General features: G+C 73.0%; 22 protein-coding genes and 1 pseudogene. 10 read left to right on the top strand and 13 right to left on the bottom strand.

What is annotated here, in order from left to right; all coding sequences use genetic code 11:
* Positions 1 to 112 precede the first annotated feature (112 nt).
* Positions 113 to 1,069: pseudogene (locus DLJ58_RS10970) on the bottom strand (acyl-CoA dehydrogenase family protein); the annotation flags it as partial.
* Entirely contained in the window at positions 1,069 to 2,148 is a 1,080-nt protein-coding gene (locus tag DLJ58_RS10965) for a phosphotransferase family protein (RefSeq protein WP_124855456.1), read from the bottom strand. The pseudogene DLJ58_RS10970 and the gene DLJ58_RS10965, both read right to left, overlap by 1 nt.
* A 150-nt stretch (positions 2,149 to 2,298) precedes the next feature.
* Between DLJ58_RS10965 and DLJ58_RS10960 the strand changes: the two genes are divergently transcribed.
* The 3 genes from DLJ58_RS10960 to DLJ58_RS10950 all read left to right on the top strand — a co-directional run bounded on the left by DLJ58_RS10960 (position 2,299) and on the right by DLJ58_RS10950 (position 5,305).
* Positions 2,299 to 3,000, top strand: coding sequence for an ACT domain-containing protein (locus DLJ58_RS10960; RefSeq protein ID WP_124855454.1), 702 nt, complete (start codon positions 2,299 to 2,301; stop codon positions 2,998 to 3,000).
* A gap of 61 nt (positions 3,001 to 3,061) precedes the next feature.
* Positions 3,062 to 4,111, top strand: a complete 1,050-nt coding sequence (locus tag DLJ58_RS10955; RefSeq protein WP_124855452.1) for a hypothetical protein — start codon at positions 3,062 to 3,064, stop codon at positions 4,109 to 4,111.
* A 117-nt stretch (positions 4,112 to 4,228) separates the two neighbouring features.
* On the top strand, positions 4,229 to 5,305 hold the full coding sequence (locus DLJ58_RS10950) for a GNAT family N-acetyltransferase (RefSeq protein ID WP_124855450.1): 1,077 nt from the start codon (positions 4,229 to 4,231) through the stop codon (positions 5,303 to 5,305).
* Between the two features lie 35 nt (positions 5,306 to 5,340).
* On the opposite strand, the gene DLJ58_RS10945 is transcribed toward DLJ58_RS10950, so the two are convergent.
* Both DLJ58_RS10945 and DLJ58_RS10940 read right to left on the bottom strand, forming a co-directional pair.
* Positions 5,341 to 5,739, bottom strand: coding sequence for a VOC family protein (locus DLJ58_RS10945; protein ID WP_124855448.1), 399 nt, complete (start codon positions 5,737 to 5,739; stop codon positions 5,341 to 5,343).
* A gap of 65 nt (positions 5,740 to 5,804) precedes the next feature.
* Entirely contained in the window at positions 5,805 to 7,370 is a 1,566-nt protein-coding gene (locus DLJ58_RS10940) for an aldehyde dehydrogenase family protein (RefSeq protein WP_124855446.1), read from the bottom strand.
* A gap of 434 nt (positions 7,371 to 7,804) precedes the next feature.
* On the opposite strand from DLJ58_RS10940, the gene DLJ58_RS10935 reads away from it, so the two are divergent.
* Positions 7,805 to 10,711 carry a glycoside hydrolase family 9 protein gene (locus DLJ58_RS10935; protein ID WP_124855444.1) on the top strand — a complete coding sequence of 969 codons (2,907 nt, stop codon included), beginning with the start codon at positions 7,805 to 7,807 and terminating at the stop codon, positions 10,709 to 10,711.
* 124 nt (positions 10,712 to 10,835) lie between these two features.
* Complete coding sequence (locus DLJ58_RS10930) at positions 10,836 to 11,372, top strand: DUF488 domain-containing protein (protein ID WP_124855442.1); 537 nt, start codon at positions 10,836 to 10,838, stop codon at positions 11,370 to 11,372.
* A 1-nt stretch (position 11,373) separates the two neighbouring features.
* Here DLJ58_RS10930 and DLJ58_RS10925 read toward each other — a convergent pair whose 3' ends face one another.
* From DLJ58_RS10925 to bioB, 3 genes are read right to left on the bottom strand one after another with little or no spacing between them, the layout of a single operon-like run.
* Entirely contained in the window at positions 11,374 to 11,880 is a 507-nt protein-coding gene (locus tag DLJ58_RS10925) for a GNAT family N-acetyltransferase (RefSeq protein WP_124855440.1), read from the bottom strand.
* Between the two features lie 4 nt (positions 11,881 to 11,884).
* Positions 11,885 to 12,076 carry a biotin synthase auxiliary protein BsaP gene (gene bsaP, locus DLJ58_RS10920; protein WP_112585569.1) on the bottom strand — a complete coding sequence of 64 codons (192 nt, stop codon included), beginning with the start codon at positions 12,074 to 12,076 and terminating at the stop codon, positions 11,885 to 11,887.
* 5 nt (positions 12,077 to 12,081) lie between these two features.
* A complete protein-coding gene (gene bioB / locus DLJ58_RS10915) occupies positions 12,082 to 13,077 on the bottom strand; it encodes a biotin synthase BioB (protein ID WP_124855438.1) in 996 nt (331 codons plus the stop codon).
* A 321-nt stretch (positions 13,078 to 13,398) separates the two neighbouring features.
* Here bioB and DLJ58_RS10910 point away from each other — a divergent pair, with 321 nt between their 5' ends.
* The 4 genes from DLJ58_RS10910 to DLJ58_RS10895 all read left to right on the top strand — a co-directional run bounded on the left by DLJ58_RS10910 (position 13,399) and on the right by DLJ58_RS10895 (position 17,667).
* Positions 13,399 to 14,535 (top strand): 8-amino-7-oxononanoate synthase, encoded by a 1,137-nt coding sequence (locus DLJ58_RS10910; RefSeq protein WP_124855436.1) that lies wholly within the window; start codon positions 13,399 to 13,401, stop codon positions 14,533 to 14,535.
* 76 nt (positions 14,536 to 14,611) lie between these two features.
* On the top strand, positions 14,612 to 15,316 hold the full coding sequence (gene bioD, locus DLJ58_RS10905) for a dethiobiotin synthase (protein WP_124855460.1): 705 nt from the start codon (positions 14,612 to 14,614) through the stop codon (positions 15,314 to 15,316).
* A 54-nt stretch (positions 15,317 to 15,370) separates the two neighbouring features.
* A complete protein-coding gene (locus tag DLJ58_RS10900) occupies positions 15,371 to 16,990 on the top strand; it encodes a sensor histidine kinase (RefSeq protein ID WP_244218884.1) in 1,620 nt (539 codons plus the stop codon).
* A gap of 59 nt (positions 16,991 to 17,049) precedes the next feature.
* A complete protein-coding gene (locus DLJ58_RS10895) occupies positions 17,050 to 17,667 on the top strand; it encodes a response regulator (RefSeq protein ID WP_238683390.1) in 618 nt (205 codons plus the stop codon).
* Between the two features lie 35 nt (positions 17,668 to 17,702).
* On the opposite strand, the gene DLJ58_RS10890 is transcribed toward DLJ58_RS10895, so the two are convergent.
* The 5 genes from DLJ58_RS10890 to DLJ58_RS10870 form a co-directional block, all read right to left on the bottom strand.
* Entirely contained in the window at positions 17,703 to 18,479 is a 777-nt protein-coding gene (locus DLJ58_RS10890; protein ID WP_124855432.1) for an ABC transporter permease subunit, read from the bottom strand.
* The gene (locus DLJ58_RS10885) at positions 18,476 to 19,408 is read right to left on the bottom strand and encodes an ABC transporter ATP-binding protein (RefSeq protein WP_124855430.1); all 933 of its coding nucleotides are present in this window, start codon (positions 19,406 to 19,408) and stop codon (positions 18,476 to 18,478) included. Before DLJ58_RS10885 ends, DLJ58_RS10890 begins: the two co-directional genes overlap by 4 nt.
* 89 nt (positions 19,409 to 19,497) lie before the next feature.
* Positions 19,498 to 20,346 carry a polysaccharide deacetylase family protein gene (locus tag DLJ58_RS10880; protein ID WP_244218883.1) on the bottom strand — a complete coding sequence of 283 codons (849 nt, stop codon included), beginning with the start codon at positions 20,344 to 20,346 and terminating at the stop codon, positions 19,498 to 19,500.
* A gap of 24 nt (positions 20,347 to 20,370) precedes the next feature.
* Positions 20,371 to 21,552 (bottom strand): cytochrome P450, encoded by a 1,182-nt coding sequence (locus DLJ58_RS10875; protein ID WP_124855426.1) that lies wholly within the window; start codon positions 21,550 to 21,552, stop codon positions 20,371 to 20,373.
* 9 nt (positions 21,553 to 21,561) lie between these two features.
* Positions 21,562 to 22,230, bottom strand: coding sequence for a class I SAM-dependent methyltransferase (locus tag DLJ58_RS10870; RefSeq protein WP_124855423.1), 669 nt, complete (start codon positions 22,228 to 22,230; stop codon positions 21,562 to 21,564).
* Between the two features lie 175 nt (positions 22,231 to 22,405).
* Here DLJ58_RS10870 and DLJ58_RS10865 point away from each other — a divergent pair, with 175 nt between their 5' ends.
* Positions 22,406 to 23,272 carry a hypothetical protein gene (locus DLJ58_RS10865; RefSeq protein ID WP_244218882.1) on the top strand — a complete coding sequence of 289 codons (867 nt, stop codon included), beginning with the start codon at positions 22,406 to 22,408 and terminating at the stop codon, positions 23,270 to 23,272.
* A 106-nt stretch (positions 23,273 to 23,378) separates the two neighbouring features.
* On the opposite strand, the gene DLJ58_RS10860 is transcribed toward DLJ58_RS10865, so the two are convergent.
* Positions 23,379 to 25,425, bottom strand: a 2,047-nt coding sequence (locus DLJ58_RS10860; RefSeq protein WP_124855420.1) for a M36 family metallopeptidase, incomplete at its 5' end; no start/stop codon positions are given.

The raw sequence follows: 25,425 nt of genomic DNA, 5'->3' as shown, positions 1-25,425 counted from the left end.
GCGCTGGTGCGGGGCGCGCGCTGCGCGGGTTCCTGGGGGGTTAGGCGGAGGCTCGGTGGACCAGTTGGGTGTCCAGGAGGATGTGGGAGGCGGGTAGCTCCTCGCCACGGATTCGGGCCACCAGCAGCCGGGCCTGCTCGATGCGGACCCGGGACTCGGCGATCCACTCCCGGACCACGCCCTGCTCGGCCAGCGGTCGGCCGAACGCGATCCGTTCGTTCGCGCGGCGGCAGAGCAGCTCCAGGGCCCGTTCGGCCATCCCGATCAGCCGCATGCAGTGGTGGATCCGGCCGGGCCCCAGCCGGGCCTGGGCGATGGCGAAGCCGGTGCCCTCGGCGCCGATCAGATTCTCCGCGGGCACCCGGACGTCGGTGAAGTCGATCTCGGCGTGCCCACCGTGGGAACCGTCGGTGTAGCCGAAGACGGTCATGCCTCGGCGCACTGTCACCCCGGGGGTGTTCCGGGGGACCAGCACCATGCTCTGCTGGCGGTGCCGGTCGGCGGTGGGGTCGGTCTTGCCCATCACGATGAAGATCTCGCAGCGCGGGTCCATGGCCCCGGACGACCACCACTTCCGACCGTTGATCACGTACTCGTCGCCGTCGCGCGTGATCCGGGTGGCGATGTTGGTGGCGTCGGAGGACGCGACGTCCGGCTCGGTCATGCAGAACGCCGAGCGGATCTCACCCTCCAGCAGCGGCATCAGCCAGCGCTGCTGCTGCGCCTCCGACCCGAACTCGGCCAGCAGTTCCATGTTGCCGGTGTCCGGTGCCGCGCAGTTGACCGCCTCCGGCGCGAGGTGCGGGCTGCGCCCGGTCAGCTCGGCCAGGGGGGCGTACTGGAGGTTGGTCAGGCCGGCGCCGTAGCGCGGGTCGGGCAGGAAGAGGTTCCACAGGCCGCGCTTGCGGGCCTCCGCCTTCAGTTCGCCCAACACCGGGGTACGCGACCACGGGTCCCCGGCGGCCACCTGCTCGGCGTGCACGGCCTCGGCCGGGTAGACGTGCTCGGTCAGGAACCGGGTCAGCTCGTCGCGCAGCTCCTCGGTCCGGCTGTCGTATGAGAAGTCCATCACCGCTCCCTGGCGGCGGTCAGCCCGTGCGCGACCAGCGGTGCCACCATCTCGCCGATCCGGTCGAAGCCCTCGCCGAGCGTCTGCCCGAGCGTGTGGCGGTAGTGGATGCCCTCGCAGATCACCGCGAGCTTGAAACAGCCCAACGCCACGTGCCAGTGCAGCGGACCGACGTCGACATCGCTGCGGCCGGCGTACCTGTCGATCAGCTCGCTGCCGGTGGGGAAGCCGGCGCGCGGGCCGAGCCCGTCGGCGACGGGGTTGCCCGCGGCGGTGTCGCTGCCGCCGAGCACGTCCCAGTACGTCAGCAGCAGCCCCAGGTCGGCGAGGGGGTCGCCGAGGGTGGCCATCTCCCAGTCGAGCACCGCGTGCACGGCGACCGGGTCGGCCGAGGCGAGGAGGTTGTCCAGCCGGTAGTCGCCGTGCACGATCCGGCCGGCGTTCGCGCCCTCCGGGGCGGTCGCCGCGAGCAGGTCACGCAGTTCGTCGATGCCAGGCAGATCACGGCTGCGGGAGCGGTCGAGCTGCCCGGCCCAGCGGCGGACCTGCCGGGCGAGGTAGCCCTCGGGGCGGCCGAAGTCAGCCAACCCGACGCTGGACGGCTCGACGCTGTGCAGCGCGGCGAGCGTGTCCATCATCGCCATGGCGAGGGCCCGGCGTCGTTCGTCGCCCAGCGGGTCGGTCTGCGCGCGGGTGCGGAACACCTCGCCGGGCATCCGTTCCATGAGGTAGAACGGCGCGCCGATCACCTCGGGGTCGGTGCAGAGCAGCAGCGCGCCCGGGACCGGCACATCGGTCGGTGCCAGCGCGGAGATGACCCGGAACTCGCGGCCCATGTCGTGCGCGGTCGCCAGCACGTGGCCCAGCGGTGGGCGGCGCAGCACCACCTCGCGGTCGCCGAGACGCAGCAGGTAGGTGAGGTTGGACTTGCCGCCCGCGATCAGAGTGGCATGCAGCGGCCCGATGGCCAGCTCGGGTCGGTGCTGCGCCAGATGGTCGGCGAGTCTGTCCAGGTCAAGCCCTGCCGGGGAGACGGGAACGGCCCCCGGCCGTGACGCGTCGACGGCCGGATCGCTCATCCGACTAGTTGATGGCAGCCCGCTCACGTTGTCAAGGTCAGAATTTCCGCTCGGGACATGCCCCTGCAACAGGGACGAAATGGTCAACTACCAGGCTGGGGTCAGCCTGCCGGCCGCTCTCTCGCCGGCCCGCCGAGCGGAGGGACAGACATGTTGCTGCGAGTTCGGGTCACCCTGCCGGACCGTCCGGGCACCCTCGGTCAGGTCGCCCGCACCTTGGGCGTCTCCGGGGCGGACATCGTCCAGGTGGTGGTCCTCGAACGGCTCGGCGGGCGCGCGGTGGACGACTTCACTGTCGTCTGGCCGGGCGCGGCGCGGGTGGAGCGGCTGCTGGCTGGCCTCGCGGCGATACCGGGCGTGCGGGTGGACGGCGTGTGGCGGGCGATCGGCGCGCCCACCACCACCGGCCAGGATGCGGAGCTGTTGGCCCAGGTCGCGGCCAACCCCGCCGACGGGCTTGCCACCCTGGTCGACGCGGTGCCGGGGCTGCTGGCAGCCGACTGGGCCGTGGCCGCCGTGGTGCCGGTCGACTGGGCTTCGCGGACCGGAGGCGGTGGGGCGACAGTGGGGCACGCGAGCTGGCGTACCCCCGTGCCCCTGCGGCTGCCGGAGGTGACCCCGCTGCGCGGTCGGTCGATGACCACGCCCGACGGCACCCATCACGCGATCGCGCCGTTCGGCCGGGCGGGCCTGGTGCTGGTGGTGGCCCGCGACCGCACCGAGACCCTCTCCGCTGCCGCGTTCCACAGCACCGAGGTGGACCGGCTCACCCAGCTCGTCCGGGCCAGCACGGTGATCCTCGGTGACCGGCTGGACCTGGTGGGCGCGCCCCCGGTCAGCGCCAATCCCTGAGGCGCCACCCGTCGACTGGGCGGTCCGCAGGGGCCGGACCTGATTGATCTAGCCTCCTCGGATGGACATCTCCACTGATGGATATCGTGCGAAGACCGCCGAGGGCGGCGGTCGCGTCCCGTCCGGTGCGCCGCGGGGCTACGAGGCGGACGCCAAGCTGCCGCCCCCGCCGGTGCCCCGGCGGCGGCCGGGGGTCCAGATGGCACCCACCTACGCGGACTTCGGCACCGAGCCGCCCCGCCTCGGCAACGTCGAGATCACCGGCACGCACCGGTCCTCGGCGGCGGACGACCACCTGGCGATCAACGCCGGCGGGTCGGTCGAGTTCGAGTTCGACGTGCCCGACCCGGCGGTGGTCCGGGAGGCCTGCGTCACCCTGGTGGCGCTCGTGTCGATGCTGGCCGGAGGCCCCGGGTACGCCCCGCTCACCGTTCACCTCAACGGCCGGCCGCTGGCCGATCAGCTGCGTATCCCGAACGGTGGTGGGCTTCCGCAACGGCTGGTCTTCGCCGTCCCGGCCGAGGAGTTGGTGCCCGGCCGGAACACGATGCGGATCGCGAGCGGCGTCGACGCCCGCAGCATGCTGTGGCTCTACCGAGTCACGGTCGACCCGATGAACGCGCACGACCAGGCGGGCCTGTCCCTCGTCCGGCAGGCGATCGCCAAGCCGGTGCTGCGGTACGCGAGCGACGCCGGCGAGGTCACCATCTTCGTCGATCGGGGCGAGCAGTCCGTCCTCGACCAGGTGGCGTGGGCCGACACGTCCGGCGCCGAGTACGCGATCACGTTCGAGAAGCGACAGCGGGCCTTCTACGGCTGGCGGCGGCAGCAGGGTGGAGAGCCGACGGAGTTCCGTGGCCGGCTGACCGGGCGCCGCACCGTCGCCAAGGAGGCGTGGCGCTTCGACACCGAGGAGGGCTGGGCCGGTGGCTGGCACCGCTCGGGTGACCTGCTCCTCGCGGTGGAGGTGCGCGGCTGCCCGGTCACCAGGTTGGCCTGGCGGGACCTGCGCGGCAACAACGGCACGATCGCCTTCGGCGTCGGTGGGTTCCTGGGCACCTACCAGCGGGTCGGGGAGGGCCCCATCGGCTACCGCGGCCGTTTCGCGTAGCGGCGGATCCGGTGACCCGCCGCGCGGGGTCGACCTCCTGAGCGCAACCCGTCACCGCCGGGCAATCGGGCGGCAACAGCGGGGGACGAGGGTGGTACCCGGGGAAGGGAGCCAACCATGACGTTGTGGCGGATCCGAGCGACAGTGGACGACCGACCGGGTTACCTGTCGGTGCTCACGGCAAGCCTCGCGCTGCGTGGGGTCAACATCCTCACCGTGCAGGTGCAGCCCACCGAGCAGGGCGCGGTGGACGATTTCCTGGTCGACGCGCCGGACGCGCTCGACGAGGCCGCGCTGATCGCCGCCGTCGAGCGTGGTCGGGGCCGGGACTGCTGGGTGGCGCGCAGCGAGGCGCGTGGTCTGGCCGACCAGCCGACCCGGGTGCTCGGGCTGGCCAACCGGCTGGTGCGTGACCCGGACGCGACGGGTGAGGCGTTGCGGACCCTGCTCGCTGCCGACGTCGTCACCTGGCGACCAGCGGCGGTCGGCGGCGAACGGGGGATCACCGGGGCCGACATGCTGTTGGCGGACCCGGCGGGCGGTTCGTTCGCGCTGCGCCGGGCCGCGCCCGACTTCACCCCGGCGGAGTACGCGCGGGCGCAGGCCCTGGTCGAGCTGGCCGCCACCGTGGCGCGCCGGGCCGCCGAGCAGGTCACCCTGGTGCTGCCCGACGGCGCGGAGGTGGCCGTCCGGCCGGCCAGCGCCCACGATCTGCCCGGCGTGGTGGAGCTGCACGAGGCGTGCTCACCGCGTAGCCGGCAGCGGCGTTACCTGGGCGGGGCGTCGCTGCCGCAGCCGGCCCGCCTGCGTCGACTGCTGGAGCCGAGCCGAGGGGTGACGCTGATCGCCAGCACCACCGGCTCCGACGGCACGGCCGAGTCGGTGCTCGCCATGGCGAACCTGCTCGGCGAGGGCGACGAGGCCGAGGTGGCGCTGCTGGTGCGGGACGACTGGCAGCGGCGTGGGCTCGGCTCGGCGCTGCTGCGCCGGGTGGTCCAGCACGCCGACCGGTCCGGGTACGCGGCGCTGGTGCTGCACGTGCAGGCCACCAACGACCCGATGCTGCGTACGCTGCACCGGCTGGGCCGGCCCGCTGCGGCGGAGCGTGACGGCGGGCTGCTCACCCTCACCGTCCCGCTCGCCGTGGCCGCCAGGGCGGACCGGGAGGGCGCGTTCTCCACGCCGGGCGTCTGAGGCCTGTTTCATAAGAGCTGACCCCAAGGCCCTGCTCAGGGCCGGGACGGCTCGCGGCGGCCCGAGACGCAGAACCGGTTGCCCTCCGGGTCGGCGAGCACCACGTACGGCGGTTCGGTCGGGTGTGGATCGGTGGGATAGTCCCGCCAGTCGACGATCCGCGCGCCGAGGGCGAGCAGTCGGTCGAGTTCCTCGTCGAGTGGTCGGTCGCCGGCGTCCAGATCCAGGTGAAGCCGGGGGAACTCCCGCACGGGGCTCTCGCTGAGGTCCATCGCGAGGGCCGCGCCCGACACCCCCGGCGGCGGCTCCAGCACGATCCACTCGTCGCCCGTGAATCGGGGCTCGCGGCGACGGTAGCCGAGGGCCGCGGCCCAGAACGTTCCTGCCCGCTCGGCGTCGGACACGCCGAGGGAGAGCTGCGCGATCAATGCCATTTCCCGACGGTACGCGCCGACGAGGGCCCCTTGCGCGCGGCGAGCGTCCACAAGGGGCCGGGTCGTCAGGTGGTGGGGTAGCTGCTGTAGGCGGGGAAGTTGCCGTAGAGCCGGCTGTCTCCGCCGACGGTGACGGCCTGCACCAGTAGATCGCCGCCGACGAACGCGCCCTTCCAGGAGGCGCCCCGGCCGCCGAACGGCTCGTCCCGGTCGCCGCGTGAGCGCGGTTTGTTGATGCCCACCTTGAACGCCTGAAGGTCCACGGCGAGCTTGCCGGCCTCGTCGGTGTCGTCGCAGGCCAGCGAGGCCACCAGCGCGCCGTTGGAGGCGTTCATGGCGGCCAGCAGTTCGTCCGTGGTGTCCACCACGACGATCGTGTCGACCGGCCCGAACGGCTCGGCGTGCATCAGCCGGGACCGTCCGGGCGGGGCGAGCAGCACCGACGGCGCCACGTACGCCGAGGTGTCCTGCCCGGGCAGGAACGGCGCGCCGGCGAGTTTGCCCCGGTGCAGGGGGATCGCGCCGCCACGGACGGCCTCGTCGACGGTGCGGCGGAGCTCGTCGGCCTTGGTGGCGCTGATCAGCGGACCGAAGTCCAGCTCGGGCAGCGGGTCACCGGCGGCCCAGTCGTCGCCGACGGCGAGCGGGTGACCGAAGCGGACCGAGCGGACGACCGGCAGGTACATGTCGAGGAACTCGTCGACCAGGTCGCGCTGAACCACGAACCGGGGGTACGCGGTGCAGCGCTGCTTGCCGTACTCGAAGCCCTTCCTGAGGTGCGTGGCGAGCAGGTCCCACTGGGAGAAGTTCCAGATGCCCCAGGCGTTGAGACCCTCCTGCTCGATGAGGTGCCGCTTGTCGCTGTCGAGCAGTGCGGCGGCCACCTTGCCGCCGTTGGACCGGCCGCCGACGAACGCCACCGCGCCGATCTCGGGTGCCCGGACCAGCACCTCGGACAGCTCCCCGCCGCTGCCGGAGACGAGCGTCGCGGGCAGCCCGGCCCGGCGCATCAGCGCGTGCGCGACGGTCAGGCACACCGCGCCGCCCTGGGACGGGGTCTTGGCGATGACCGCGTTGCCGGCCAGGAGCTGCACCAGTTCGGCGTGCACCAGCACGCTCATCGGGTAGTTCCACGACGCGATGTTGCTGACCGGGCCGGGCAGCGGCTCGCGGCCGTCGGCGAGCATCCGGTCGATCTCGCCCGCGTACCAGCGGACGCCGTCGAGCGCCCGGTCCACATCGGCGCAGGCCAGCCGCCACGGCTTGCCGATCTCCCACACCAGCAGCAGGGCGAGCAGGTCGCGGTGGGCGGTGAGCGAGTCCAGGGCCTCGGCGACCCGGGCCTTGCGGTCGGTCAGCGGGGTCTCGGCCCAGGCCCGGTGCGCGGCGGCGGCGTGGGCGACCGCGGCGCGCGCGGTGGTCGCGTCGACCCGGGGCAGGTTGATGAGGACGGTGTTGTCCACCGGGGTGCGGACCGGTGCGGGCTGGCCGACCGCCCGCCATTCGCCCTCGACCAGGTTGTGCAGGGTGGTGACGCCGTCGACCTCGGCGCCGAACGCCTCCGGGGTTGCGGCCACCGCCCGGGCCAGGACGTCGGTCCAGGCGGTGTCGTCTGCGAGTCGTAGTGCCATCGCTTCTCCTCAGGGTTGGCCAGGGAGCGGCGGCGTCGACGGCACCGCTGGTGAGCGGTACTGTCTCGCGCTTCGTAGTGGGTCAGCAACAGTACGTTTGTCTGGCTGGCCGCCGGAGCGCTCGAGGGGTGCGAAAGTCTTCGCGGAAGCTCCCGTCGTGAGCTGCGCAAACGTCATTCATGCATCGAAAAGCATCGATGGTGTGAGATGGTCCGCAATGGTTACTCGCGAGTACGGAAGGACCGCCGCTCGCGTCGACCCTGATCGGCAGGCTTCCCAACCAGCGACCCGCCCATTACATTGTCGGTTATCCATGGGAGCGCTTCCACGGCCCGTGGTCACACCGCCACCCCCGCTGTCGCCGGTGGCCGTGCCGCCCGTACGCCGTCCCGCGTCGGTGCGACCACCGGCGGCGCCTCCGACAGGAGTCCGCCATGCGCCACCTGACCCGGCCGTTCAGCGGCCAGCCCGGCCGGTCGCCGGCCGCCGACCAGCCCTGGCCGCGGCGGCTGCTGGCCCTCGGTGTCGCGCTGCTCACCGGCGCGTCCCTCGCGGTGACCGCGCCACCGTCCGGGCCCGCCGCCGCCGCCGCGCCGGCGGCGACCTACAACTACGCCGAGGCGTTGCAGAAGTCGCTGCTCTTCTACGAGGCGCAGCAGTCCGGTCGACTGCCCGACTGGAACCGGGTCTCCTGGCGCGGAGACAGCGCGCTCACCGACGGCGCCAGCGCGGGTGTGGACCTCACCGGCGGCTGGTACGACGCCGGCGACCACGTCAAGTTCGGTTTCCCGATGGCGTTCAGCGCCACCATGCTCGCCTGGGGCGCGGTCGAGTACCGCAGCGGCTACACCGCCTCCGGGCAACTGCCGCACCTGCTCAACAACCTGCGCTTCGTCAACGACTACTTCATCAAGGCGCACCCGTCGGCCAACGTCCTCTACGGACAGGTCGGCAAGGGCGACGACGACCACAAGTGGTGGGGCCCGGCCGAGGTGATGCCGATGGCGCGGCCCGCGTACAAGATCGATGCGAGCTGTGGCGGCGCGGACCTGGCGGGGGAGACGGCGGCAGCGATGGCCGCGTCGTCGATGGTGTTCCGGCCCACCGACGCGACCTACGCCGACAAGCTGCTCGGGCATGCCCGGCAGCTCTACACCTTCGCCGACACGGTGCGGAAGGCGTACCACGAGTGCATCACCGACGCCACGAGCTTCTACCGCTCGTGGAGCGGCTGGCAGGACGAGCTGGTCTGGGCCGCGATCTGGCTGCACCGGGCCACCGGTGAGGCCAGCTACCTGGCCAAGGCCGAGAGTGAGTACGACAAGCTCGGCACCGAGAACCAGACGACGACCCGCTCCTACAAGTGGACCATCGCCTGGGACAACAAGCAGTTCGGCGCGTACGTGCTGCTGGCCAACCTGACCGGCAAGCAGAAGTACGTCGATGACGCCAATCGGTGGCTGGACTACTGGACCGTCGGGGTGAACGGGCAGCGGGTGCCGTACTCGCCGGGCGGGATGGCGGTGCTGGACTCCTGGGGCGCGCTGCGTTACGCCGCGAACACCTCGTTCGCCGCGCTGGTCTACAGCGACAAGACCACCGACACCACCCGCAAGGCGCGCTACCACGACTTCGCCGTCCGGCAGATCAACTACGCGCTCGGCGACAACCCCCGCAACTCCAGCTACGTCATCGGGTTCGGCGCCAACGCACCGAAGAACCCGCACCACCGCACCGCGCACGGCTCCTGGTGGGACAGCCAGACCGTGCCTGTCGAGACCCGGCACACCCTCTACGGCGCGCTGGTCGGCGGCCCGTCCTCGGCCAACGACGCGTACAGCGACAGCCGCTCGGACTACGTGATGAACGAGGTGGCCACCGACTACAACGCCGGCTTCACGTCCGCGCTGGTCCGGCTGACCTCCGAGTACGGCGGCACGCCGCTGGCGAACTTCCCGGTCGCCGAGACGCCGGACATCGACGAGCTGACCGTGGAGACCACCGTGACGCAGGCCGAACCTCGGGCCACCGGGCTCAAGGTGATGGTCTACAACAAGTCCGCGTTCCCGGCCCGCGCGCTGACCGACGGCCGGTTCCGTTACTACTTCCGGCCCGACGGCACCGGCCCGGTGCAGGTCACCGCCGGCTACACCCAGGGCTGCCCGTCCCCGACCACGGCCAAGCAGTTCAGCGGCGACATCTGGTACGTCGAGGTGGACTGCGCCGGGTACACCATCGCCCCGGCGGGTCAGTCGCAGCACCGGATGGAGGTCCAGTTCAAGGTCGGTGTGCCGGAGGGCGGCACCTGGGACCCGACCAACGACCCGTCGTACCAGGCCACCGCCGGGCCCAACCGGAAGGTGCCGCTCTACTCCGGCGCCACCCGCGTCTGGGGCGAGGAGCCGGGCCCGGTCGTACCGGACACCACCGAGCCGACCGTCCCGGGTACTCCCGTGGCGTCCAACCTCGGCCCCCGCACTGTCACCCTGACCTGGGCGCCGTCCACCGACAGCGGCGGCAGCGGCCTCGCCGGGTACGACGTCCGCGAGTTCATGGTCGGTAACGACGTGGTGGCGACCCGACGGGTCACCGAGAACTCGATCACCATCACCACGCTGCTGCCGGAGCGGACGTTCGAGTACACCATCGTGGCGCGCGACGGCGCGGGCAACGAGTCGGCCGCCTCGCCGAAGCTCAGCGTGACCACGCCACCGGCCGGCACCGCCGACACCACAGCGCCGAGCACCCCGGGCACGCCGGTCGCCTCGGCCGTCACCGCCACCGGGCTCACCCTGGCCTGGACCCCGTCGACCGACAACGTGGGCGTCACCGGTTACCGGGTCTACCGCGAGGCCGGCACCACCGACGTGCTGGTCGGCTCGCCGACCGGCACCACCCAGGCGGTGTCCGGACTGACCGCCTCGACGGCGTACCAGTTCTACGTGGTGGCCGTGGACGCGGCGGGCAACACCTCCGCGGCGTCCACGCCGGTCGCGGTGACCACCGCGGCCCCGCCGGTCGGCGGCACCTGCACGGTGGGGTACGCCACCACCGACTGGGGCGGCGGCTTCACCGCCAACGTGTCGATCACCAACACCGGCACCACCGCGATCAACGGCTGGACCCTGCGGTTCAGCTTCCCCGGCGGGCAGAGCGTCAGTCAGGGCTGGTCGGCGGCGATCAGCCAGAGCGGCGCGGCGGTCACCGCCACGAACCTGTCCTACAACGGCACGATCGCGGCGGGCGCGTCGGTGAGCTTCGGCTTCAACGGCACGTACAGCGGCGCCAACCCGAAACCGACCGCCATCACCGTCAACAACACCCCCTGCACCATCGCCTGACCGGCACCGCGACGAGATCTTGGACAGTTACCGTCCGGCCGGACGGTAACTGTCCAAGATCTGCGGCGCTCGGCCCTCGCGGGCGGACCCGGGTGGGATAGGTCGGCGGGATTCCGGGCAAGCAATGGTGGTGCGAGAGTTGCTGACCGTCGGGCACGGCGCGGTCGATCGGGGCCGGCTGGGAGAGTTGCTGACCGAGGCCGGGATCGCCCAGGTGGTGGACGTGCGGCGGTACCCGGCCAGCCGCACCAACCCGGACGTCCGCCGCGAGGAACTGGAACGGTGGCTGCCCGAGTGCGGCATCGACTACCGCTGGGAGCCGCGGCTCGGCGGACGACGGCACGTCCCGGCCGGGGAGCCGGAGCCGGACACCTGGTGGACGGTCGCGGCGTTCCGGGCGTACGCCGCCCACACCCGGACGGCCGAGTTCGACGACGCGCTCGCCGAGGTGCTCGCCGAGGCGGATCGTCGGACCACCGCGATCATGTGCAGCGAGAGCGTGTGGTGGCGCTGCCACCGGCGGTTGATCGCCGACGTCGCGACGCTGGGCAACGGAGTCCCGGTGGCGCACCTGATGCCGGACGGCCGCCTCAGCCCACACCGGCCGGCCGAGGGCGCCCGCCGACTGCCCGACGGCCACCTGGTGTGGGACGACGCCTGAGTCACTCCACCAGGTCGTCGGCGAGCAGGTCCATCAACAGGCCGTCGTGCCAGCGGCCGTCCGCGCCGCGCTCGTAGCGGCGCAGCACCCCCACCGGACGAAAACCGACCTTCGCGTACGCCCGGATGGCGGCGCTGTTCGCCGCGGCCGGGTCGATGGTGAAGCGGTGGTGGCCGTACTCGTCGATCAGGTGTCGGGCCAGGGTGCGGATGGCGTCACCGCCGAGGCCGGCGCCGCGCTCCGCCGGGTCGAGGAAGACGTCCAGGCTGGCGTGCCGGTAATCCGGGTCCGCCTCGGCGTACCACTGGACCGCGCCGATCACCCGACCGTCGTGCTCGATCGCGTACACATGCAGGTCGTCGTCGGCGAGGTCGGCGCGCACGGAGTCGGCCAGGTCGTCGCCGCCCCGCCACCACCGGCGTACCTCCGGATCGGCCCGGATCGCGGCGAGGGCCGGCACGTCCGCGACCGTCGCCGGTCGTAGTGTCACCGCCCGCCCTCGCAGCACCGGCTCAGCCCCGGATCTCGCCGTGCTCGACGCAGACCGCCGACCAGCCCACCGGCAGCACCTGCACCTTCATCCGCCGACGGCAGTGGGGGCAGAACCGGGGCGGCTCCAACTGGCGGGCTGACGCGCAGGCCGGGTGGGCGGTGGCCGTCGCCGACTCACCGCACCGGTCGCACCACAGCTCCGTCGTCGTCATGGTCGTCACAGCGTGGCGGAGAGCGCCTTGACCGGCATCTTCAGCTCGTTCAGCAGGTCCAGGTCGGCGGTCGCCGGTCGACCCAGCGTGGTCAGGTAGTTGCCGACGATCACCGCGTTGATGCCGCCGAGCAGACCGTCGCGGGTGCCGAGGTCGCCGAGGGTGATCTCGCGACCACCGGCGTACCGGAGGATGGTGCGCGGCATGGCCAGCCGGAACGCGGCGATGGCCCGCAGCGCGTCCTTGCCCTCCACCACCGGACGGTCACCCAGCGGGGTGCCGGGACGCGGGTTGAGGAAGTTGAGCGGCACCTCGTGCGGGTTCAGCTCGGCGAGCTGCGCGGCGAACTCGGCCCGCTGCTCGACGGTCTCACCGAGGCCGAGGATGCCACCGCAGCACACCTCCATGCCGGAGTCGCGCACCATCCGCAGCGTCTCCCAGCGCTCCTCCCACGAGTGGGTGGTGACCACGTTGGGGAAGTACGACCGGCAGGTCTCCAGATTGTGGTTGTAGCGGTGCACGCCCATGTCGACCAGGTCGTCGACCTGCTCCTTGCTGAGCATGCCCAGCGACGCGGCCACCTGGATGTCGACCTCCGCCTTGATGGCGGCGACGCCCTCGCGCATCTGCTTCATCAGCCGGGCGTCCGGGCCGCGCACCGCGGCGACGATGCAGAACTCGGTGGCCCCGGTCGCGGCGGTCTGCTTCGCCGCCTCGACCAGCGACGGGATGTCCAGCCAGACCGAGCGCACCGGCGAGGTGAACAGGCCCGACTGCGAACAGAAGTGGCAGTCTTCCGGGCAGCCGCCGGTCTTGAGCGAGACGATTCCCTCGACCTCGACCTCCGGGCCGCACCAGCGCATCCGCACGTCGTGAGCGAGCTGGAGGGCGGCGGGAAGGTGCTCGTCGGGCAGGTTCAGCACGGCGAGGACGCCGGCCTGATCGAGGCCGACACCGTCACCCAGGACCTGGGTCCGGGCCTGGTCGAGGATCTCTGGCATGGCTCGTACCCTACTAGGCCTGTGCGAGAGCCCCCGGTCGAGCCGAGACGGAGTCCAGGCGGCGGTCCGGCAAGGCGGATGTTCGTCTGGATACCGGTGTTGTATCCAGACGAACATCCAACGCGGCCGGTCGTTGTCTGGGCCCGTCACAGGCCGGCCAGGGGCTCTCGCACAGGCCTCGGGCTGCCCGATCAGCCGGAATGACCTGGCAGCCCGGTCGGTGCCTCGCACCGAGTGGAATCGTCGGGCCGGTGGCGGCGGGTGGTAATTTCGCCCGGCGGGTGTCGGGCTGACCGGCACGTACAGCGGGGGAGGGTGACGGTGGCGGACTGGCTGGCGGCGCTCGACCGCCGCGCGGAGCTGCGGGCAAAGGCCGGGCTCACCAGGCGACTGCATCCGCGTCCGGCCGACGATCAGATGACCGATCTGGCCGGCAACGACTACCTCGGCCTGGCCACCCACCCGGACGTCGTCGCCGCGGCCACAGCGGCCCTGTCGGCGTACGGGCTGGGGGCGACCGGGTCGCGCCTGGTCCGGGGCTCCACCGACGCGCACCGGGCGTTGGAGGAGGACCTGGCCCGCTGGCTGGGCACCGACGGCGCCCTGGTCTTCTCCTCCGGCTATCTGGCCAACCTCGGCGCGCTGCGGGCGCTCGTCCAACCTCGGACGCTGCTCGTCTCCGACGCGCACAACCACGCGTCGCTGATCGACGGCTGCCGCATCTCCGGTGCGGAGACGGTGGTCACCCCGCACGCTGACGTCGACGCGGTAGCCGCCGCGCTCGCGGCCGCTCCCGGCCGCCCGGCGGTGGTGGTGACCGAGTCGGTCTTCTCGGTCGACGGTGATCTCGCCCCGCTGGCTCGGCTGCACGCGGTGGCCCGCCGTTACGGCGCGCTGCTGCTGGTCGACGACGCGCACGCGCTGGGCCTGACCGGCCCGGCCGGCGCGGGCGCGGTGGCGGCCACCGGGCTGGCCGGCGAGCCGGACGTGGTGGTGACCGCCACCCTGTCCAAGGCGCTCGGTGGCGCGGGTGGCGTTGTCGCCGGCCCGGCCGAGTTCGTCCGGCATCTGGTCGAGACCGGGCGCACGTTCATCTTCGACACGGCACTGCCGCCGGCGGTCGCCGCCGGTGTGCACGCCGCGCTGCGGCTCGCCGAGGCCGGCGACGACCTGCGCGCCGACCTCTCCGACCGGGTGAGGCTGGCGGTCGGTCGACTGCGGGCGGCCGGGCTGACCGTCTCCGCCCCGGACGCGGCGGTGATCTCGGTGACCGCCCCGGGGCCGGAGGCGGCGACCGCCTGGGCCACGGACTGCCGGGACCGGGGCGTCGCGGTGGGCTGTTTCCGGCCACCATCCACCCCGGACAGCCGCTCCCGCCTGCGCCTCACTGTGAGCGCGGGGGTGCCCCGGGCGGCGTTCGAGCGGGCGCTGGACGTCATCGTGGACTGTGCGCCGTGAGCGCGAGGAGTGAGCCGGGTTTGCGAGCCGCGCAGCCGCGAACGGAGACTGCCCCGTGACCGGGTGGGCGGGGTCGGTGCTGGTCACCGGGACCGACACCGAGGTCGGCAAGACGGTGGTGACCGCGGCGATCGCTGCCGCCGCGCAGGCCGCCGGGCTGCGGGTGGCGGTGGTCAAACCGGGGCAGACCGGCACGGCCGGCGGTGAGCCCGGCGACGTGGACGCGGTGAACCGGCTGGCTGCGCCGCTGACCGGTCGGACCCTGGCCAGCTACCCGGATCCGCTCGCCCCGTTGGCCGCCGCGCGGGTCGCGGACCTGCCGCCGCTGGAGTTGTACGCGGCGGTGGACGCCGTCCGTGCGGAGGCCGACAAGCACGACCTCGTGCTGATCGAGGGCGCGGGTGGGTTGCTGGTTCCGATGGGGCTGCGGCCGTCGGGGGAGCCGTGGACGATGGCCGACCTGGCGGTGTCGCTCGGCGCGCCCGCGGTGGTGGTCGCCCGCGCCGGGTTGGGCACGCTCAACCACACCGCGTTGACCCTGGAGGCGCTGGACCGTAGGGCGGTGCCGGCCGGTGTGGTGATCGGCGCCTGGCCGGCCTGGCCGGAGCTGGTGCACTGGACGAACCTCACCGACCTGGTGCCGAACCTGCTCGGCGCGCTGCCCGACGGCGCCGGCGCGATGGACCCGGGCGTGTTCCGGCGGTCCGCGCCGGGTTGGCTCACCCCGGCCCTGCACGGCGTGCTCGACGACTGGCGGGTCTGGGCCGAGGAGAGCGGCTGAACACCTGACTTTCGTCGGTGTCCGCGCAGGTCGGGCGTGGGTAGCCTGACCGCCGTGCGGATCCTCGACTTCCCGCCGCCGGGTTGGCTGCACCGGCGGCGTCGCCTGCTGCTGGACGTGCTGCTCTGGGCGGTGGTGGTCGCCCCGGTCGGCTACGCCGAGGCCAGCCCGCCCTATACGCGGTACACGTTGCCGCTGTTGGTCGGCAAGCTGCTGGTGCTCGGTGCGGCGGTGGTGGCGAGTCGACGTCAGCCGTTGGTCGCCCCGGTGCTGGCGGTGCTCGGGTCGTTGGTCGATGGCAACTTCGTGTTCGCCATTCCGGTCTTCAGTTATCTCGCCGGGCGGCGCAGCGCCACCGTGGGTCCAGCGATCATGGTCTTCGTGCTGATCACGGCCGGTGGCACGGCGCTCAACCTGGGGGTGCTCGGCGCCGGCGCGGCCACCTGGTTCCTGCTCGCCTCGGTGCTGCTCTTCGCCGCCGTGTTCCCCTGGTTGGTCGGCCGATACCGCCGTCAGCAGCAGGAGTTGACCGACGCCGGGCGCCGGCACGTCGACGCGCTGACCCGCGAGCAGCGGGGTGCCGCCGAGCGGATCCGGCTGCGTGAGCGGGCCCGGATCGCCGGGGAGATGCACGACTCGCTCGGCCACGACCTCAGCCTGATCGCGTTGCGCGCCGCCGCCCTGGAGGTCGCCGCCGACCTGGACGACCGGCACCGGGCCGCGGCGGGGGAGTTGCGGGCCAGCGTCTCCGCCGCCACCGAGCGACTGCACGAGATCATCGGGGTGCTCCGCGAGGAGGCGGGCGCGTCACTGCGTCCGAGCGGAGAGACCGTCGCCGACCTGGTCGACGGTGCCCGGGAGGCCGGCATGGCGGTACGGCTGGACACCGCTCCGGTGGTCGCGAACCTACCGGCGATGACCGGTCACGCGGCGCACCGGATCGTCCGGGAGGCGCTGACCAACGCGGCCCGGTACGCACCGGGCGCCCCGGTCGACGTGCGCCTCACCCACGACGGTGACCGGGTCGAGGTGACCGTCGTCAACGATGCACCGCCGGCCGGGCCGCTGCCCGCCCCGCCGTCGCAGGGCAGTGGGCTGCTCGCCCTCGCCGAGCGGGTCCGCCTCGCCGGCGGGACGCTCGACGCCGGCCACCGGGCCGACGGCGGGTTCGCGGTCCGTGCGGTGTTGCCGGCCACCGCGGCGCCGCCCGAGCCGATCGGGTCGGCGGCCGATGCCGGGCCGACGTCCTGGTCCGACGAGCGACCCGGTCCGGCGGCCGAGGCCGGGCCGACGTCCTGGTCCGACGAGCGACCCGGTCCGGCGGAGCGGCCGGTGGACGCCGAGCGGCGGCTGCACGACGCCCGGCGGCGGGTTCGACGCAGCCTGCTGGTGGCGCTCGTCGCGCCGGTCGGTTTCGCCCTGGTGCTCTCGTTCGTCTACTACCCGGTGGCGACCGCCGGGACGGTGCTGGACCGGGCCACCTTCGACCAGATGCGCGTCGGCGCCGCCCGGTCCGAGCTGGTCGGGCTGCCCCGGCGGCAGTTGGAACGCCCGACACCGGTCGACCGGGCCGGCTGCGAGTACTACACCGACGGCAACTTCCCCCTCGCCGCGCCGACCTGGCGGCTCTGCTTCACCGACGGCCGGCTGGTCAGCAAGGAGTGGATCGCGTAGTGGACACCGACACGACGGGGGCACCGCCGATCCGGGTGGTACTGGCCGACGACGAGGCGATGATCCGGGCCGGTGTCCGGGCCATCCTCGCCAGCGATCCCGGCATCGAGGTGGTCGCCGAGGCCGGCGACGGGCACGCGGCGGTGGAGCTGGTCCGGGCCCACCGACCCCGGGTCGCGCTGCTGGACATCCGGATGCCGCGGCTGGACGGGTTGGCCGCCGCCGCCGAGATCCGCCGGGTCGTGCCGGACACCGCGACCATCATGCTGACCACGTTCGGCGAGGACGACCACGTGGCCCGGGCGCTCGGGCACGGTGCCAGCGGGTTCCTGCTCAAGGCCGGCGACCCCCGTGAGCTGATCGCCGGTGTGCACGCCGTCGCCGACGGTGGGGCGTACCTGTCGCCGAGGGTGGCCCGCCGGGTGATCGAGCTGGGGGCCGACCGGTTGGCCCGTCGACCCGCCGCCCGGGAGCGTGCGGCCGGGCTGACCGAGCGGGAACGGGAGGTGCTGGCCCTGGTCGGGGCGGGTCTCTCCAACGCCGAGATCGCCCGCCGGCTGCACCTCGTGGAGGGCACCGTGAAGAGTTACCTGACCAGCATCTTCACCCGGCTGGACGTACGCAACCGGGTGCAGGCGGCGATCCTGGCGTACGAGGCGGGGTTGGTCGACGGCTGAGCGGGGGCCGATCGGCCCCCGCTCAGCGGCCTGCCTTAAGCGTCGCGTCGGCGCAACGCCGCCCGGCCCAGCAGCAGCGCGGCGCCGGCCCACCCGGCGAGCAGGAGCAGCCCGACCACTGGCGGGTACGGCTCGGTGTCGCCGGCGAGGAAGTGCCCGCCGGCCACGCCGGGGAACACATCGGCGATCCGGTTCAGCACGTCGATGTCCGGCTCCTGGAGCGACAGCGGCACGATCATCAGGGTGGCGAGGAGGACGGTGAGCGTGAGCACCGCACTGCGCAACGCGGCGCCGAGGCCCAGGGCGAGCACACCGATCAGCGCCAGGTAGGTCGCCACCGCCACGATGTCGCCGATCGTGTCGGCGGCCGGGGCGCTGCCCCACTCGCCGAGCACCGGCCGGGCGACCAGGGCGCCCACGCCGCCCAGCAGCAGCCCGAGCGCGAAGGTGACCGCCCCGGCGACCGCGGCCTTGGCCAGCAGTACGCGACCACGGGACGGGGTGCACTGCAACGTCGTGCGGATGGTGCCACTGGTGAACTCGGCGGTGACAGCGAGCAGGCCCAGCGCCAGCACCACGTACTGGGTCAACTCGACCGAGTCGATCAGCACGCTGCCGACGGTGACGATCCCCCGGTCGTCGGTCGGGTCGTCGTTGGTGTTGTCGTTCGCCGCGTAGATGGCGAGTTGGCCGGCGCTGGCGGCCATCACCAGCAGCCCGGCCAGCGCCGTCCACCAGGTGCTCCGCACCGAGGAGAGCTTGGTCCACTCGGCGGCCACGGCGCCGTGACGGGTGCTGGTGCTGGTGCTCATCGCGCCCCACCTCCGGTCGGACCACCGGCGTACTCGACGCTGTCGGCGGTCAGCTCCATGAACGCCTGCTCCAGCGACGCGGCGTGCGCGCTCAGCTCGTGCAGTCGTACCCCCAGTTCGTGGGCCAGGTCGCCGACCTGGTCGGCGGTGGCGCCGGTGACGGTCAGCTCGTTCCGGTCGGCCGCCTCGACGCTCGCCCCGGCGGCCGTGAGGCGCGCGGCGAGCGCGGCCAGCCCATCCGGGTGCGGGCTGCGGACCCGGACCGCGACAGTGCCGCGGGCGATCACCTCGCCGATCGGCTCGTCGGCGAGCAGTCGCCCCCGGCCGATCACCACGAGCTGGTCGGCGGTGAGCTGCATCTCGCTCATCAGGTGGCTGGAGACGAAGATCGTCCGCCCCTCGTCGGCCAGCGAGCGCATCAGCTGCCGCACCCAGCGCACCCCGTCCGGGTCGAGTCCGTTCACCGGCTCGTCGAACATCAGCACCGGCGGGTCGCCGAGCAGCGCGCCGGCGATGCCGAGCCGTTGGCCCATGCCGAGCGAGAGCGTCCGCCCCGGCTTACCCGCGGCCTGTCCGTCCAGCCCGACGGTGTCCAACACCTCGTCGACCCGGCGGATCGGGATGCCGTTGCTGTGCGCCATGGCCCGCAGGTGCGCCCGGCCGGACCGGACCGGGTGGATGGCCCGCGCGTCGAGCAGCGCGCCCACCTCGTGCAGCGGCCGGCGCAACTCCCGGTACGCGCGCCCGCCCACCAGGGCCTGCCCGGCGGTGGGACGGTCCAACCCGAGGATCATCCGCATGGTGGTGGACTTGCCGGCGCCGTTGGGGCCGAGGAAGCCGGTGACCCGGCCGGGCGCGATGTCGACGGTCAGCGCGTCGACCGCGACGGTCGACCCGAACCGTTTCGTCAACCCACGTAATGTGATCATGCGCTGACGCTAGGCGAGCAGCCTGCCGCCCCGCCGCGCCCGAACGGCACCACCCACCACTGACTTTCGTCAGGCCGGTGGCGGGCTGATCACCGTACGTACTGCTCCAGCAGCGCCGGGGTGAGCCCCGCCCGGTGGATCGCCTTCAACGCCGCGAGCAGGTCGTCCATCAGCGCCGGTCGGAAGTGCATCAGCAGCACGTCGCCGGGTTGGACCACCTTCTCCGGGGTCTGGTAGCGCACCTTCCCCTCGTGGACGGTCTCGGTCCAGTGGAAGACCGCCTTCGCGCCGCAGTCGTGCGCGGCCTTCAGCGTGGTGCTGTCATGCTCGCCGAACGGTGGCCGAAACAGGGTGGGCCGCTTGCCGAACAGCCCCTCCAGGGTGTCGGCGGCACCGCAGATCTCCTGCTTCTGGTAGTCGTACGACCGCCCAGCCAGCGAGTTGTGGTGGATGGTGTGGTTCTCCACGACCCCGCCCACCGCCTCGATCTGCCGGAAGTAGTCGGTGTGCTCCTCCGCCGCCGGCGAGTTGAGGAACATCGTCACCGGGATACGCGCCTCCCAGATGAAGTCGATCACTTCCGGCGGGCGGGCCAGCCCACCGTCGTCGATGGTGATGAAGGCGACCTTCTGGTCGGTCGGCAGGCGGTGCCAGAACGCCGCCGAACCGGTCGTGGGCAGCGCCACCGGTTGCGGCTGCGGTGCCTCGGGAAACGTCGGCACCTGTGACACGTACCAGGCCAGGCTCTTGAACGCGGGCTTCGCGGTCGGGGACGGCGAGGCCGAGGGGGTCGGCGCCGGTGCTGACGGAGTCGGCTGGGCCGCGGTGATCTGCCGAGCGTGCGCCGGGTGGCTGGGACCGACTGTGCAGGCAGTCAACGCCAGCAGGGCCAGAAGCGTTACGACGACAGGGATCCGACGGGTGGGGATGGCTGACACGCCCGGAAACATACCGAGCGGAGGTCAGGATCCGGTGACCCCGGGGGAGCGGCGGACCACGAACGCGTCCGGCATCCGGAAGGTGAGATTGTCCGGGCACCAGGGCGGACGGAGCACTGTCACCCCGTCCAGCAGCGGTGCGGCCTCGGCCACCACCACGGCCGCCTCCATCCGGGCCAGCACGTCCCCGACGCAGCGGTGCGCGCCCGCCCCGAACGCCAGGTGTCGGCGTGATCCACGCTGGCCCGGACGGAACTCGTCGGGCGACTCCACGACCGCCGGGTCCCGACCGGCACGGCCCAGCCACAGCACGAGGCTGCTGCCCGCCGGCACCTGCGTGCCGCCCAGCGTGCTCTCCGTCGTCGCCACCCGCCGCCAGGTGACGATCGGTGGTTCCAGCCGCAATCCCTCCTCCACCACGTCTGCCACCGCGACCTCGCCGGTGCGCAGGCCGGCCCGGACCACGGGCTCGTTGGCCAGCCGGTGCAGGAGCAGGGTGAGGAACTGCGAGGTGGTCTCCTGCCCGGCGACCAACAGGAAGAAGAGCGCGCCGACCACCACGTCCGGCGGGTGCCCGGCCGCGCGCAGCTCGGCGGCCAGACCGCCACCGACGGCCGCGAAGTCCCGCAGTACCCGGTGGAACCGGCCCACCTCGGCGGCGAGCGCCACCTGCCGGTCGGCGTCCAGTGGTGCCCAGAACAACTCCAGTGCGGCGCGGGCGAACTCCTTGACAGCGCCGACCGGCGCGTCCGGCAACTCGACCAGCCGGGCCAGCACCAGCAGCGGCAGGTCGGCGGCGAGGTCCGCGTACAGGTCGACCTGCCCGCCGGCGTCGAGCGCGGCACCCAACCGGGCGACCCGCTCCCGGACCAGCTCTGTGAGCCAGGGCCGCTGCGCGGCCACCCGGGCGGGGTGCAACGCCTCCGCGACGATCGCCCGGATCTGCGGATGGCTGACGCCCGAGTTGTTCGCCAGGGTCGGCGGCAGCCGGAACCGGTGCCCGGCGAGCACCCGCAGCGCGGTCACCGGCATCGGCGTCACCGCGTCCAGCGCGTTGTCCGGCCGGTAGGTGACCGGGTCGGCGAGGACCTGGCGGACCAGCGCGTGCCGGGTCACGACCAGGTGGGTGCCGCCGACGTGGTCCGGCACCCGGGCCACGTCCGGCCATGCAGGGTCGGCCACCTGCGCCCAGCTGCGGAACAGCACCCGGACACGCTAGCCGGAGGCTCCCGGCAGCCCGGCCCGCAGCCGCCAGACGGTGGTGCGCTTCACCCGCACACTCTCCAGCGCCTCCGGCACCGGCACGTCGTACCCGGCCACCTCGTCGAAGCGGTCCCGGGGCAGGAACGCCCGGCCGGGGTCACCGACCAGCGCCGGCGCGCCGGCCCGGGCGGCGCGCAGCAGGAACCTCAGCACCCGGCGGGCCATCGCCTCGCTGTAGAAGACGTCCCCGGCGAGCACCACCTCGGCGTCCCCCGCGTCGCCGTCGAGGATGTCGCCGAACTCCGCGTCGACGCGTACCCCGTTGGCCTCGGCGTTGAGGGCGACCGCCGCCACCGCCAGCTCGTCCACCTCGACGGCCCGCACGGACGCCGCGCCGGCGCGGGCGGCCGCGATGGCCACCAGACCGGAGCCGGAGGCGAGGTCGAGCACCCGCCGGCCGGCGACCAGCTCCGGGTGGTCGATGACGTGGCGGGCGAGGGCCTGCCCGCCGGCCCAGGCGAACGCCCAGAACGGCGGCGGCCGATCGCTGGAGAACTCGCCCTCGGTCAGCTCCCACAGGCCGATCGGCTCGTCTGCCTGGTGCAGCCGCACCTCGGGAACGAAGGGGACCGGGGCCAGCCGGGCGTGCAGCCGGACGAACGTGCTGGAGAGCTCGGACACGGCGTGATTCTCCCAGCGGCCGGCTCCCGGCGTGTCGCGGGGGAGTGGTGACCGGTTCACCACGGTCGGTGAAAACCCACCCCCTCCTTGCCGTCCGGTGCGAACACACCCGTCTGGTCGGCGCGGTGCCCCGCTTCTAGCGTTGCGGGGTGGAGGCAACCGAACGGAGACGGCGGTGGTGACGGTGTGGCGGTATGCGCTGAGGGCAGGGGTGGTGCTGGCCTGTCTGAGCGGGGTGGAGCTGGCGGTGGCCGCCCCGGCACAGGCGGCCTTCACCACCGAGATGAGCGGCCTGCCGGGACGGTTCGCCGCCGGTGAGCAGGTGCGGACGATCTCCGCGGTGGTCTCCCAGACGGATCGGCGCGCCAGGTGCGCGAAGGTGCGCTGGTCGATGGTGCTCAGCGTGCAGGGCGGTCTCCGGCTCGACCAGGTGAAGATGGACCGGGTGGAGGAGACCGGCGACTTTCCGCTGGAGATCCGCACCGAGGGTGACACCGCCCGACTGACCGACCGGCAACTCGACCCGGGCACACTCTGCCCGGGCCGCACTGTCACGGCCCGCTACCGGGTGGCCTTCGCCGAGGACGTCACCCAGGGGCGGGTCACCCTCGCCGCCGAGGCGTACGACGCCAACCTGCGCCTGCTGGCCCGGCAGACCGCCACCCGCTCGGTGGTGGGGGTGGGCGGCGCACCGACCAGCACCCCGAAGCCGACGAAGACCCCGCCGAAGCCCACCGAATCCGCCAGCGCGCCGACCGAGGACGAGAGCACGGCGACGGAGGAGACGGTCGAGGAGTACCCGGCCGACGCCGCGCCACCGGCGGCCAACCGCCCGGTCTCGCAGTCCAGCGCCTTCGGCGTGGTGCAGGTCGCGTTCCTCCTCGGCGGGCTGCTGCTCTTCCTCGGGGTGGGGCTGCTGCTGCGGCTGCGGCACCTGACCCGGGCCGCGGCCGGGGACGCCGACGGGGGCGAGGGTCCCCCGGTGGACCGGCGCTGGGAGCGCCCGGCCGTCGCCGACCCCTGGGGCCGAGCGCACCGTTGATCGAGGGTCGGCGCTGGGAGCCGTCCGGCGGTAGCTGACCCCTGGCGTCGAGCGCACCGTTGATCGAGGGCCGTGGGGCCGGCGGACATCCGCCGGCCCCACGGTGTCACTTCGAGAACGCCTGGAACTCGGCGATCCTGACCTGGCTCCGGGCCGGGCTGGCGGTCGCGCAGTCCGTCGTCGTGGCCGGGTCGTCGTCCTGTTCGCCCGCGTAGTTCGGGCCACCGGTGCACTGGCTCGCCAGCACCTCGAGGCGCAGGTGGGTGGCGAGGGTGGTGGGTACCGCGAACGTCCGAAGGTTGATGTCGCGGCTGTACGCCCGGTACGCCCCGCCGGGGAACGCGTCCCCCGCGCTGGTGTAGATGCGTTGCCAACGCGTCGGATCCGCGCAGTCGGTGGTCGTCGCGTTGCAGGCGGACACCGCGAACGAACGCAGGGCAGTGAGCGCGTTCTGGGCACCGGTGTCGGCGTCGCCGGTGATCGCCGGGCGCAGCATCGCGCTGACGTTCACCCGCTTGACCGTCTGCGGGGCGTCGCCCGGCAGCGCCACGGTGAGCTGCCGGCCGGCGACCCCGTCCAGTGAGGCCCAGTTCGTCGCCTCGGTGTCGTCGACGACCCGGTCCAGGTTGACCCCGTCGCCGGTGACGGTGGCGCCGGACGCCGTGGAGGCGAGGTTGCGGCTCATCCGCAGATCGATGTACCCGTCCTGACCGGCCTTGGCGACCACGCTGAGCCGCTGGTGCCCGAACCCGGGGGCCACGGCGAGCAGGTCGTACGTGCCGGCCACCATCTCCACGGTGTCCGGGATCGGCGTCGCCGGGTCGGTGTCGGCCACCGGCACGGCCCGCGCCTCGTACGCGCCCACGTACACCCGGATCGGCGCTTCGGCGCTGTCCCCGCGCGGGCGCAGGGTGAGCGTCGCGTTGCCACCGCGCGGCGAGGCGAAACTCGGTGTCGGGTCGGTGTCGCCGGCACCGTTGGTGGCGGCGTCCCGGCCCATCCCGGACCGCGCGAACTCGGCCCAGATCAGGTCCTGGTTCGCGCCGCCGAAGCGGAGCAGGTCGGCGGTGAGCATGTTGTCGCGCATGTCGAGCATGCTGACCTGGCTGGCGGCCTGGAGCAGGAACGAGTCGAAGACCAGCTGTGACCAGCGCCGGTTGCCCGGGCACTGATCCGCCACGACCTTGCCCAGCGCGCAGTCGAGCTGCCGTTGCGGGGTGCCGAGGCCGTACCGCTTCACCAGGGCAGAGCGGACCCGGAAGTTGGTGGCGCCCCAGATCTCCCCGTCGGCGTGCACCGCCGGGCCGGCGGTGTTGTAGCCGATGTCGGAGTAGTTGAGCGGGCTGCGGCTCAGGTCGTAGTTGCGGATGCCGCTGACCAGGTTGCCCGTGACGTAGCCGCCGGTGATGAAGGGCGTCTCGCCGGGCGCGCGCAGCCCGTGCTGGAAGAGGTACTCGGCGGCGAGCAGGTCACCCCAGGACTCACCCATCGACCCGCCCTGGTGGCCGCTGATCCCGCTGTCCGGCCCGGCGATCATCCGGTTGGTGATCGCGTGGGTGTACTCGTGACCGATCACCGTCATGTCGTAGTCGCCGTCCACGCACGGCGGGTACGGCCCGCCGGCCTGTGGCTGCCAGAGGTACATGTTGGTGGTCGGCGGCAGCCCGTCGCGCGGGGTGCCCTGGTTGGCGTTGTTCCGGTTGCCGGTCAGCGCGCCCTGCTGGGCGCGGCCCTGCTCGGCGTCACCGCCCAGGCCGGACGGGGTGAGGTTGACCGCCTGGAGGTTCCACGCCGACTCGGTGAAGCCCAGCTGGTACGACCAGTCGTGCATCCGGTTGTGCATGGCGAAGAGGTTGGCGATCGACGCGTCGGCGTCGTTGCGCTGTGCGGAGGTGAACACCGCCGGGTTGCACCGGGCCTGGTGCCACTGATCGGTGAAGGGGTACTCGTAGCGGCGTTCCGGGCTGGTGGGGGCCGGCACGACCGGGGTGTTCGCACCCCAGGACAACACCGTGTTGGCCGAGTTGCCGCGCGAGGTGAAGGTCGGCGTGCCGGTGGCCGCGTCGACGTCCCACGGTTGGCCGGTGGCCGGGTCGCGGAAGGCGGCCTGGCAGCCGGGGGCCGGGTCGCCACACCAGCGCACGCGGGGGTCC

Source organism: Micromonospora arida, from assembly GCF_003857035.1.
GTDB lineage: Bacteria > Actinomycetota > Actinomycetes > Mycobacteriales > Micromonosporaceae > Micromonospora > Micromonospora arida.
This window is presented reverse-complemented; position numbering and strand designations above follow the sequence as displayed.